The 12,256-nt window shown below is 42.2% G+C and carries 11 protein-coding genes; 10 read left to right on the forward strand and 1 reads right to left on the reverse strand.

Annotated features, from left to right (window positions below; all coding sequences use genetic code 11):
• Positions 1-7 precede the first annotated feature (7 nt).
• From sdhB to D0469_RS18570, 9 genes are all read left to right on the forward strand, one after another.
• On the forward strand, positions 8-769 hold the full coding sequence (gene sdhB, locus D0469_RS18525) for a succinate dehydrogenase iron-sulfur subunit (protein WP_117328213.1): 762 nt from the start codon (positions 8-10) through the stop codon (positions 767-769).
• Positions 766-2,334 (forward strand): FAD-dependent oxidoreductase, encoded by a 1,569-nt coding sequence (locus D0469_RS18530; protein ID WP_158553579.1) that lies wholly within the window; start codon positions 766-768, stop codon positions 2,332-2,334. The genes sdhB and D0469_RS18530 overlap by 4 nt, the downstream gene beginning before the upstream one ends.
• A complete protein-coding gene (locus D0469_RS18535) occupies positions 2,309-3,160 on the forward strand; it encodes a fumarate hydratase (protein WP_325048979.1) in 852 nt (283 codons plus the stop codon). Before D0469_RS18530 ends, D0469_RS18535 begins: the two co-directional genes overlap by 26 nt.
• An 11-nt stretch (positions 3,161-3,171) precedes the next feature.
• On the forward strand, positions 3,172-3,735 hold the full coding sequence (locus tag D0469_RS18540; protein WP_233523116.1) for a Fe-S-containing hydro-lyase: 564 nt from the start codon (positions 3,172-3,174) through the stop codon (positions 3,733-3,735).
• Between the two features lie 519 nt (positions 3,736-4,254).
• Positions 4,255-4,728, forward strand: coding sequence for a PaaI family thioesterase (locus tag D0469_RS18550; RefSeq protein ID WP_233523118.1), 474 nt, complete (start codon positions 4,255-4,257; stop codon positions 4,726-4,728).
• Between the two features lie 275 nt (positions 4,729-5,003).
• Positions 5,004-5,924 carry a hydroxymethylglutaryl-CoA lyase gene (locus D0469_RS18555; protein ID WP_117328217.1) on the forward strand — a complete coding sequence of 307 codons (921 nt, stop codon included), beginning with the start codon at positions 5,004-5,006 and terminating at the stop codon, positions 5,922-5,924.
• Positions 5,925-5,972: 48 nt separating this feature from the next.
• Complete coding sequence (locus D0469_RS18560) at positions 5,973-6,773, forward strand: enoyl-CoA hydratase/isomerase family protein (RefSeq protein WP_117328218.1); 801 nt, start codon at positions 5,973-5,975, stop codon at positions 6,771-6,773.
• 27 nt (positions 6,774-6,800) lie between these two features.
• Positions 6,801-7,970: an acyl-CoA dehydrogenase family protein gene (locus D0469_RS18565; protein WP_117328219.1), complete on the forward strand. Its 1,170-nt coding sequence runs from the start codon at positions 6,801-6,803 to the stop codon at positions 7,968-7,970.
• A 217-nt stretch (positions 7,971-8,187) separates the two neighbouring features.
• A complete protein-coding gene (locus D0469_RS18570; protein WP_117328220.1) occupies positions 8,188-9,402 on the forward strand; it encodes a CaiB/BaiF CoA transferase family protein in 1,215 nt (404 codons plus the stop codon).
• Positions 9,403-9,523: 121 nt separating this feature from the next.
• Here D0469_RS18570 and D0469_RS18575 read toward each other — a convergent pair whose 3' ends face one another.
• Positions 9,524-10,972, reverse strand: a complete 1,449-nt coding sequence (locus tag D0469_RS18575) for an NAD-dependent succinate-semialdehyde dehydrogenase (RefSeq protein ID WP_117328221.1) — start codon at positions 10,970-10,972, stop codon at positions 9,524-9,526.
• Positions 10,973-11,553: 581 nt separating this feature from the next.
• Between D0469_RS18575 and D0469_RS18580 the strand changes: the two genes are divergently transcribed.
• Positions 11,554-12,195, forward strand: coding sequence for a HoxN/HupN/NixA family nickel/cobalt transporter (locus tag D0469_RS18580; protein WP_158553583.1), 642 nt, complete (start codon positions 11,554-11,556; stop codon positions 12,193-12,195).
• The last annotated feature ends 61 nt before the right edge of the window (positions 12,196-12,256 follow it).

Below are 12,256 nucleotides of genomic sequence, written 5' to 3' on the forward strand. Positions count from 1 at the left end.
AATGGTAATGACAGCCACTACAGTGGATAAATTGGTACAGTTAAAGGTAAGAAGAAAGGACAGCACAACCGGTGAATCCTATTGGGAAGAGTTTTCGGTCCCTTTCAGGACGAATATGAACGTTATTTCTGCTTTAATGGAGATTCAAAAAAATCCTGTCAATGCAAAAGGGGAAAAAGTCCGTTCTGTTGCATGGGAGTATAATTGCCTGGAGGAAGTTTGCGGGGCATGCAGCATGAGAATCAATGGAAAGGTCCGCCAGGCCTGCTCCACCCTGGTGGACCGTCTAGAACAGCCAATTACCCTAGAGCCCATGGATACATTTCCAGTTGAAAAGGATTTGGTAGTCGATCGAAGCCGGATGTTTAATGCCCTGCAGAAAATCAAAGGGTGGGTTCCGATTGATGGTACATACGGTCTTGGATCTGGCCCCTTAATTTCTGCAGACCATCAGCAGGAGGCATATAAATACTCAACCTGCATGACTTGCGGCTGCTGTCTGGAAGCATGCCCGAATGTAAACAGCGGCTCACCATTCATTGGTCCGCAAGCAATGGGCCAGGTTAAATATTTTAATATGCATCCAACCGGTTCATTGCAAAAGAATGAAAGACTTGAAGTGGTAATTGGGGAAGAAGGAATCGCGAATTGCGGAAGTTCACAAAACTGTGTCCAGGTTTGCCCTAAAGGAATCCCGCTTACAACAGCCATTGCGGAATTGAACCGGGACGGCAATCGGTACGCATTATGGAGCTGGTTAAAAAAATGAGGATTCATAACAGTTATCAATATGATGTCATCGTGGTTGGAGGCGGCCAGGCTGCACTTGCTGCAGCTATCTCTGCAAAAGAGGAAGGGTCCGCAGTTGCATTAATTACAAAAGGAAAAGCAGGGCTGGGAGGCTCATCGGTAATTTCCGATGGAGTGCATTCCACTATATTCTCTCCAGGAGATTCCCCGGAGATTTTCTGCCAAGACATGATCGCAGGCGGAAAGGGACTATCGGACCGCAGATTAGCTGAAATTTTGGCTGAAGAATGTACGAATAGAGTAAATGAACTCGAAAGCAAGTACGGCATTCCTCAGCAGCTGGAAAGAAAGGTAAGCACACCGGGGCATTCGTTTCCAAGAAGATCCTATGCTCCTGGCGGGGTTGGAAGAAACGTTACAAGGCCGATGAGGGAATATGCACAGTCAGCAGGGATTGATTTTTTTGAGCAATCGTCCATAGTTGATCTAATCAAAGGTGATACCGGTATTGTGGGTGCCTTTGTCCAAAATGAAGAGGGAATGCAGGCTTTTTATGCTGGTTCAGTGATTTTGGCCACCGGAGGTTTTGGAGGATTGTATGCCTCTTCGGATAACCCGCGTGATGTTAGCGGAGAAGCAATCGGAATGGCGTGGAGGCATGGTGCGGTATTGCGGGATATGGAATTTATCCAATTTTATCCGTATCGTCTTCAGCACCCGGCAAACCTTGATGTGATGACTAGGATTTTTGGCAAGGGTGCCATTCTTCTTAATCAAAATAACGAGCGTTTTATGGAATCTTTCCCGCGAAAGGAACTGGAAACAAGAGATATTATCAGCTATGAAATGTTTAAGCAACACAAAGTGCTGCTTGACTTTTCTAGTGTAGCGGGAGCAGATCTTGAGCATGATAGTCCATTGCTGTACCGTACACTGAAAAAAGGATATCAGGGTGAATATATTATGAGCCCTGTTCAGCATTATTGCATGGGTGGGATCAAGACAGACGAATATGGAAGAACCAATCTGCCCGGGTTGTATGCCTGCGGAGAGTGTTCAGGGGGGCTCCATGGTGCCAATCGGCTTGGTGGAGGTTCATTGACAGAAGCCTTGGTGTTTGGCAAGCGAACTGGATATATGGCTACAAAAGAAAGCAAAGACAGGATTGGAATAGCAGCTGAGCAAGAATTTGCAGTGGAGGCCGATGAGGCCGCAGCTTCAGACTTTAATGAACAAGAAGTAATTAAGGCGATTAAAACTATCATGTGGACTAAAGCAGGAATTGAACGGACATCCCAGTCTTTGCTGGAGGCAGCCAATGAACTGGATACTCTGGCGGACCAGCTGGAAAAGGAAAAGGGAATAGCGGCACTTCAGCTGCATGATAAGGTAAGGGCTGCCTGGGCAGCTGCTCATTCTGCTTCTGTCAGAAAAGAAAGCAGAGGGGCCCATAAGCTGCTGGATTTCAGGGAACAGAGTTCAGATTGGGAATTAACCATTTCGGTATTGGGAAAAGAACTCTTCTTTACAAAGCAGGGGGAAACCATAAAAGGGGTAGATGCAAGTGCGAACCATTCAGTATAAAGAGATTGTGGATCAAGTAGCTTCCATGTGCCAGGAAGCCAATTTCGAGCTGGGCCAGGATGTTGTCGCAGCTTTTCAATCAGCATTAAAAACAGAAACCTCTGCAACCGGAAAGGATATTCTGGAGCAGCTGATTTTAAATGCCGACATTGCAAAAAGCGAGCGGGTTCCAATGTGTCAGGATACAGGTGTTTCTGTGTTTATTGTCGAGGTCGGCCAGGATTGCCATATACAAGGCGGCAGTGTTTATGATGCAATAAATGAGGGAGTTAAAAAGGGCTATGAGGAAGGGTATTTAAGACACTCTATCGTTGACCATCCAATTACAAGGGAAAAGAGTAAGGGTTATAATACACCATCTATCATCCATATAGAGATGATCCCCGGTGATGAGCTTGTCATTCACATGTCTGCAAAAGGCGGCGGCAGTGAGAATATGAGTGCATTAAAAATGTTAAAACCTTCGGACGGATTAGAGGGAATAAAATCGTTTATTCTCGATACTGTGGCTAAAGCAGGACCAAACGCGTGCCCTCCTTTAGTAGTGGGTGTAGGAATCGGAGGCAATTTTGAGCGATGCGCATACCTTGCCAAGAAATCACTGTTCCGTCATATCGGGCATCGCAGCGAGCTGCCGGAAATTGCCGCGCTTGAAAACGAGCTGATGGAAAAAATTAATCAGCTTGGAATTGGTCCACAGGGCATGGGCGGCAATACGACAGCCCTCGATGTAAAAATTGAAATTGAACCGTGCCACATTGCCGCACTACCTGTCGCAGTCAACTTAAACTGCCACGCTAGCCGGCACAAAGAACTGCGGATTTAGGAGGGGATGAAGTGACAGCTCGCCAAATTACTAACCCAATTTCTGAGGAAACTTTATTGGAATTAAAGGCTGGAGACCGTGTGTTATTAAGCGGTACGATTTATACTGCCCGTGATGCCGCACATAAGCGGATGTTTGAAGCATTGCAAAACGGAGAACAGCTCCCTTTTGATATCGCTGGGCAAACGATTTATTATGTAGGCCCCACCCCCGCTAAGCCGAACCAGGTCATAGGTTCAGCAGGCCCAACCACGAGCGGCCGCATGGATAAATATACACCCGCCCTTTTGGACAAAGGCCTAAAAGGTATGGTCGGAAAAGGTTATCGCAGCCCGGAAGTAATTGAATCAATGAAAAAGAATAAAGCCGTATATTTCGCGGCAATTGGCGGTTCGGGTGCTTTGATCGCCCGTTCCATTAAGTCAATGGAAGTTATTGCATATGCAGATTTGGGACCCGAAGCAATACATAAGTTGACCGTACAGAATTTCCCGGCGGTTGTGATTATCGACAGCGAAGGAAATGACTGGTATCAGATTGGTAAACAGCAGTTTCAGGAAGAGGGGCCGGTTTAATTTCGCTTCTAGACTCAGCGGGAATTTAACGGTCTTTATAATGAATAAACTACCTCTGAATAGCTCAATTCAGAGGATGTTTTTTAGCGAAAAGCAATGATAGATTGAAAATAGAAAGTCTGGGTTATTTGGTATTAACTGCTAAAACGTGGAGAACCCATGTGATTTTTTTAAGCGTGTTATGGAGATAGAAGTTGCTTCTTTTGCAGGGGGGAGGAAGGCGCAAAAATTCGGCAATCAAAAAATAAACCTTCATGAAGCCGGAAGAGAATTCGAGTCAAAAGCTGCTCATCCAGCACCGGGGAAAGCAGATCTTTGTTTTATTACAGATAGGCCATTAAAACAGGTTATAAGCCACCTTATGAGTTCAGGCGCAGAAATGAAGAAGGACCTATAGCCAGGACAGGTGCTGCAGGCCCAATCACCTCTAACTATAATAGTGATCCTGACCAAGCTTTGATTGAGGTAGCAAATTACTAAAATATAATTCTTATTAAAGAGAAGGTAGGATTGGAAAATATGGATGCAAAGATAAATGAAATTTCAGAAGCCTTACAAGCTATGTCGGCTGATGAATTGGACCAGATTTCTCATGTGATTGATGCCTTGAGGAACCCGGAACGAGGGCTGCACTATAATGGTACGTTATTAGGCATTAATGTTGACGATGCTGGCGAAATAACGATGCAATTAGGTAAGCAAAACTCAAACTTTTATAATGTTGCCCAGGGCGGTGCCATTTTTACATTAGCGGATATAGCTTTAGGTAATTACATTATGACTAAAATCCCAAAAGATACTGATGTAGTTACATTAGAATTAAAGATGAACTACATCAGACCAGGTAAAGGTGAAAAACTTTATGCAAAACCCAGTATTAGTCATATGGGGAAAAATACAGTTGTCGCGGATTGCACGATAATTGATGAGAATGAAAAACTGGTGGCAAAAGCTCTTGGTACGTTTTTTTTGAAAAGTGAATCAAAAAAGTAGGTGGATCACCTGTAACTCAATCTAAATTGCTTTTTAAAATGAACCACAAATTTTGAAGACAGCAAGATTTGTGGATTTTTTCTGTCTAAAAAACATTTTCTTTTGAAACATCTAGCGTATCTTTTTTCACTGTCTCTGTGTACTCAGGTTAGTAATATGAAGGAATATAAAAAATTTAATGAATATTCTAAAAAAAGTGATTGATTATTAAAATTGGATCCAGTATCCTATTTATAGATAGATTTTTTCCAGCATATATGGAGGAATAAATAACTATGAAATTATCCGGTCAAGTAACGATTTATGAGGTTGGTTTAAGGGATGGACTCCAATTAGAGTCTAAAATTTTAACAGTTGAAGAGAAATTGAGTGTATTTAATCTATTACGAAAGGCTAATGTATCCGAAATTGAATTTGGTTCGTTTGTGCATCCAAAGCTGGTTCCGCAAATGGCGAATTCCGGGGAGTTCTATTCACACCTAAAGGAATTAGAGGAAATGCAGCTTGTTGCGCTGGTTCCTAACCTAAAGGGGCTCGAATTGGCAAAAGCTAATGGAGTAAAATCCGTAAATTATGTAATTTCAGCAAGCGACACGCATAATAAACAAAATGTTCGACAAACCACCGAAGAATCATTAGAAAACTTTCACCAGATCTCTCAATTTGCATTTTCAAACGGTATAAATGTAAGCGTAACCATTGCGACGTCGTTTGGTTGTCCTTTTGAGGGTACAGTACCTCAAGAAAGAATCATGAACATCATCGATAAGCTGCTTGTACATAACATCAAAAGAATCACTCTGGCAGATACAACAGGTATGGCAAACCCAAAACAAGTATATTCATTAACGAAGGAAGTGGTTAATGAGTGGAGAAACTTTGAATTCGCCTGCCACTTTCACAATACCAGAGGCATGGGACTAGCTAACATCATCGGCAGTTTTGAAGCAGGCATATCTATTTTCGACTCTTCATTAGGGGGCATTGGCGGCTGCCCATTTGCTCCGGGAGCGACAGGCAATGTATGTACTGAAGATGTGGTCCACATGTTAGAAGAAATGGGAGTCCGTACTTCAATTGATCTTGATGTTCTACTTGAAGCTTCAAAGAGATTGAGAGACATATTAGGTCATGAATTGCCAGGTCAGGTCGCAAAAGCAGGCAAAAGCTCACGGTTATACCCTGTTCCAAATTAAAACGAAGCAGTGAATATATGAATTGTACCTTTGGGAGGGATGATGCAGATGTTGGTTCAAACCTATGAAACAATCAGATTAGAAAGAGCAAGTCATAATGAGGGTATTGTGATAATAACCCTCGATAGGCCGGAAGCGATGAATGCCATGAATACGAAAATGGCTATCGAATTAATTGAAGCATTTCAAGAATTAAAATATGACGACAAAGTAAGGGTTGTGGTTTTAACAAGCTCCGGCACTAAAAGTTTTTGCGTTGGGGCCGATCTCAAAGAACGGAATGGAATGTCTAAGAAAGACTGGAAAAAGCAGCATGATTACTTTGAGGAAGTTACGGAGTCGATCCGTGAATTTCCATTCCCGGTGATCGCCGCTATAAATGGCTATGCATTGGGTGGTGGACTGGAAATTTCACTTAGCTGTGATATTCGTACAGCAGCCGAGCATGCAGAAATGGGATTACCGGAAGCCAAGCTTGGTCTTATTCCTGGGATAGGCGGATCGCAGCTTTTATCCAGAATTTTACCAATTGGTATTGCAAAAGAAATGTTATATACAGGAAAGCGTATATCGGCAGAAGAAGGAAAACAATGGGGACTTATAAATGCAGTTTTTACAGCAGAAACCCTTTTGGAAGGGACTATTAACCTGGCTGAGAACATCGCGAAAAATGCACCGCTGTCTTTACAATCTTTAAAGAAAGCAGTAAATAAAGGCACCGAAACTGATTTGGCAACAGGGCTTGCTTTCGAGTTAGAAGCCTATTACAGATGCGCTAATTCTGAAGACAGATTGGAAGGCATTTATGCATTTAATGAAAAGCGAAAGCCGGAATGGAAAGGCAAGTAATTTAAATCTAATTTTGGAGGTATTTGTATGTCAACTACTAAAACGGAAGTAAACACTGAACATGAAATGATCCGCAAGAGTGTACGCAGTCTATGTGAACGCTATCCTGAAACCTATTGGAGAAAACTGGATGAAGATGATTCCTATCCTACAGAATTTGTCCAAGCCCTCACACAAGAAGGCTGGTTATCGGTTTTAATCCCTGAGGAATACGGTGGTGCAGGATTGGGAATGGCAGAAGCCGGCATTATCCTGGAAGAAATTAACCGTTCCGGTGGTAATGCAGGAGCATGTCACGCTCAAATGTATACTATGGGCGCTTTGCTGAGACATGGAAATGAGGAGCAAAAACAAAGGTTTCTTCCAAAAATCGCAAGTGGAGAACTCCGTTTGCAGGCGTTTGGTATTACAGAACCAACAGCTGGAAGCGATACAACCAGCATCCAGACGTTTGCAGAGAAAAAAGGAGACCGTTATATCGTTCATGGTCAGAAAATATGGACATCCCGTGCAGAGCATTCTGATTTAATGATGCTCTTGGCGCGGACCACGCCGAAAGATCAAGTAGCGAAAAAAACAGACGGGCTTAGCTTGTTCATATTAGACATGAAAGACCAGGCAGATAAAATTGATATTCGTCCAATCGATACAATGATTAACCATGCCACTACAGAAGTTTTTATTGAAGGTGCAGAAATACCAGTTGAAAACTTGATTGGTGAAGAAGGAAAAGGATTTCGCTATGTTTTGGGCGGAATGAATGCAGAGCGCATTCTTATTGCTTCTGAATCGATTGGTGATGGTATGTACTTTGTTGATAAATCTGTTCAATATGCTAATGAAAGGGTTGTATTCGGAAGACCAATCGGTCAGAACCAGGGAGTTCAATTTCCTATTTCAAGGGCCTATATGGATATCCAGGCGGCAGCCTTGATGAGAGATAAGGCAGCGGCAATGTTCGATAACGGAGAAAATTGCGGTGCTGAAGCGAACATGGCGAAATATTTAGCATCCGAAGCGACATGGCGGGCAGCCAATGCAGCGATGGACACATATGGAGGATATGGATTTGCGGCTGAATATAATATTGAGCGGAAATTCAGGGAAGCCCGCCTATTTATCGTTGCTCCGGTAACAAATAATCTTGTTGTAAGCTATGTTGGTCAGCATGTTCTTGGACTGCCGCGCTCATTTTAATTAAGAAAAGTGCAAGAGCCCTGTCAGCCCCGACTTGCATAAGAAAAGCGCTGACAGAAGGTGCTTTTTGCCTTCAGAAGCGATTGGCTTATGACCTCGGGGGGCTGGATGCTGGAGCAAGACATTAGTGCTTGTTAAATAAATTATCTTATCTTATTAAAAAACCGCAGAGGACTTGTCACTATACAAGTCCTCTGATTTTGAAAGGGAGAGTAAGATGCCAGGACCATTGAGCGGTATTACTGTAGTGGATGTTACGACGAATATTTCAGGTCCTAGTTTAACCATGATCCTTGCCGATTTGGGTGCTGATATAATCAAGATTGAACGGCCTGATATCGGTGATGATTCAAGGGCAATGGGACCATTTTGGGAAGGGGAGGGAGTTTATTTCCTCCATATTAATCGAAACAAGCAATCTATTGCGATTAACCTAAAACAGCAAGAAGGAAGGCAAATTTTATATGATCTCGTCAAGAAAGCGGATGTATTTGTAGAAAACTTTCGTTTTAATAAAGCAGAACAACTAGGATTGGGATACGATAAATTAAGGGAAATTAATTCCTCCATTATCTACTGCTCAATTTCTGCATACGGACAAGAAGGGGAACTGCGTGAAAGATCTGGCTATGACGCGATTGCTCAGGCAGATTCAGGCATCATCGGGATTAACGGTGCCCAAGGGTCAGATTTATCACGTGTACCTGTTTCTGTCCTCGATCAGGGCAGTGCTATGTGGGGAGCAATTGGAGTCATATCGGCCTTGTTTCATAAAGAAAAAACAGGTGAGGGCCAAAAAGTTACAACTTCTCTATATGAAACTGGCGTTTTCTGGGTCGGATATCATATGCTATCCTTTCTTGCAACCGGAAAAGAGCCGCAGAAAAACGGAACAAGCCATTCAGCGTTTGCACCTTATGGAGCCTTTCAGGCATCGGATGCACCGGTAATGATTGGAATATCTAATGATTCCTTATTCAAACGTTTATGTCAAGTTCTCGGCAAGGATGAATGGACTGAGGACCCTCGTTTTGCGAGCAATCCTATGCGAGTTGAAAATCGAAATGAATTAGCTGAGTTAATCGAAAACATTCTCCAGTCAAAATCTGCAGGTGAATGGGAAGCCCTTTTAGCAGAGGCTGGCGTTCCGAGTTCAAAAGTTAAGGCAATCTCTGAAGTTATAGAGGACCAGCAAACACAAGCTGTGAAAATGTGGAAGGAAGTATCGCATAGTAAAATTGAAAACTTCCGTCTTCCTCGTTTGCCTTTTGAACTAAGCTCGTCACCTGCCTCTATAAACCAGGCTCCTCCTAAACTAGGTGAGCATACAAAAGACATTCTATTAAAGAATGGCTATAATGAGGAAGAAATTGGGCGTCTCTTGCAGGGTGGTACCATTCAAAGCAGTAATAATGAAATAACATCCCGTTAACGATAAACTAGCTGAGTTTCCTCCTCAAAAAGTGCTTTCTAAAATATATTCTTAAAGTGCAAATTGCCAATATAAAAAATATCTCCTGATAATATTCAGGAGATATTTTTTATTAGTTTATTTATAACTTGATAGATACGTATTTCACTTCCAAGAAATCATCCAGCCCGTGATGGCCGCCTTCGCGTCCCAAACCGCTTTCCTTAATGCCGCCAAAAGGAGCTTGAGCAGTTGACGGCAAGCCATCGTTAATGCCAACAATTCCGAATTCTAACTTTTCATATACTGTAATCGCTGTTTTTAAATTTTCTGTGTAAGCATAGGCAGCGAGTCCATAGCGGGAACTGTTTGCTTTCTTTATGACATCTTCCACATCATCAAACTCGATTATCGGGGCGACTGGGCCAAAAGTTTCTTCTTGCATGATGACCATATCCTCGCGAACACCTGATAGAATAGTAGGCTCAAAGAAAAATCCTTTATCATATGCTGCGATTCTTTTTCCTCCCAATTCAATAGAAGCGCCTTTTTCCACAGCATCGTCAATATGTGCTTGCACTTTTTCATAGGCCTGTTCATTGATCAGAGGGCCGATATTCGCTTCCGGTTCATTTCCAGCTCCCACTTTAATTTTTGCAACTTCTTCACGAAGTTTTGCCGTGAATTGGGGCACGATAGATTTCTCTACATAAATTCGGTTTGCACAAACACAGGTCTGTCCGGCATTTCTAAACTTTGAGACAATTACACCCTCTACAGCTTTATCAAGATCAGCATCGCCGAATACAATAACAGGTGCATGCCCCCCAAGTTCAAGAGATACCTTTTTAACTGTATCAGCAGCACCGCGCATTAACAGTTTCCCGACTTCGGTAGAACCTGTAAAAGTGATTTTAGCGACTCGTTCATCCTCAAGCCAAGCTTGCCCGATTTTCTTTGCATCACCTGTTACAACGTTAATTACACCTTTAGGAAGCCCAGCTTTTTCAGCCAGTTCCGCCAGCTTAATAGCAGTCAATGGGGTTTGCTCCGCAGGTTTAATGACGACTGTACAGCCAGCAGCAAGGGCTGGTGCAATTTTCCGTGTGATCATTGCTGCTGGAAAATTCCACGGTGTAATTGCGGCTACAACTCCAACAGGCTGTTTTAAAATAATAATTCGTTTATCAATTGCAGAGGCGGGAATGGTTTCTCCATATATACGCTTTGCTTCTTCTGCGTACCAAGCTAAGAAGCTGACAGCATAATTTACTTCTCCCAAGGCTTCAGTCATTGGTTTACCCTGTTCATCCACCAATACCTGTGCGACTTCTTCTTTATGTTCTAAAATAATATCATGCCATTTTTTGATATATGTGCTTCGTTCATAGGCAGTGGCTTGTGACCATGTACGGAAAGCTTCATGAGCAGCATCGACTGCAAGTCTCGCCTCCTTATCGCCACCGTTTGGAACAGGGGAGACTACCTCAGCAGTTGCAGGGTTATAGACGTTAAATGTCTCTCCTGATTCGGCCTGTACCCATTCACCATTAATAAATAATTTGTTTAAGTCTAATAGATTTGTACTCATTGTGTTTCCGCCTTTCTATATTTTAGATTTATTGGTCACTAAAAATGGGTGCACGAGTCACATTTCCATCGGTGATCCTGAAAACAAACCTCTTAATACTGTTAAAGTTGTAGAGGGATTAGTCGTTTCAATAACGAAATAGCATGCCTGTTAAGTCTGCTTTTTAACCCTGTTAACAACAATAACTTTCGAACCTTTTGCTCTAGCTATAACTGTAGCATATTAACCTGAACGCTCCTTTGGATGAAAATCGTTTGAATATATGATAAAATTGGTTGTTTAATGCCTTACAATTGAAAAGATGGCTGAAATATTAAAGAATAGCTATCTATCACTCCAATCCTTTGCGAGAACGCTTACAATATTTCAAAATGATGCTTTTATTTTACTGGTAATCTAGTATAATTATGATAGAAAAATTAGGAAAATACAATAAATTTAGAAAAAACAGAAAATAATATTGCTATTTTTCTGTAACAAATTGAATGATTCCAACGAAATTGTGGAACGGTGGTAGTCCTAGTAAAATATAGATTTGTTTATCACTGATTGGAGGGATTTTTTTGGGCGCAGAAGGAATCATGTCGATTCTCGGGTTAGGATTTCTCTTAGGAGTTAAACATGCGATAGAGCCTGATCATGTTATAGCTATTTCAACTATCGCAAGCCGCAGCAGAAAATTAATGCGGTCTTCTTTGACGGGAGTATTCTGGGGAATTGGACATACAGCTACATTGTTGTTTGTCGGTATGTTTATTATCTTGGCTAAGGGTGAAATCCCCGAATTATGGGCGATGAGTATGGAATTTTTGGTTGGCATTATGATTGTATACTTCGGGTTAGCAACGATAGTTTCTTATAGAAAACAACATATACATACAGAACATGATCATGATTTACACAGTAATACCAAAATTGCTAAAAGGAGGGGTGGCTCATACCGGAAATCGATGTTTATGGCGTTAATACACGGGCTTGCTGGAAGCGCTTCGATGGTCTTGTTAACAATGAGTACGGTGAATAGCAGTTGGGGTGCAATATACATTCTGGTATTTGGTGTAGGTACCATTGCAGGAATGCTGCTGTTTACAACTATAATTGGAATCCCATTTGTTTTTAGCGGCAGTAAACGGAGTCTGCATAACGTACTAACTAAATTAACAGGTGCGTGTGCGGCCGAGCATAGGTCGTATCATATAGCGGGTGGGATTCCCGTCGAGTAAGAACTAGCCATTCGCTCGTAGCGAGTCTTGGAGGGCTAAAGGTAACTTTAGCTTTTAAGCG

It is taken from the genome of Peribacillus saganii, assembly GCF_003429095.1.
GTDB classification, from domain to species: domain Bacteria; phylum Bacillota; class Bacilli; order Bacillales; family DSM-1321; genus Peribacillus; species Peribacillus saganii.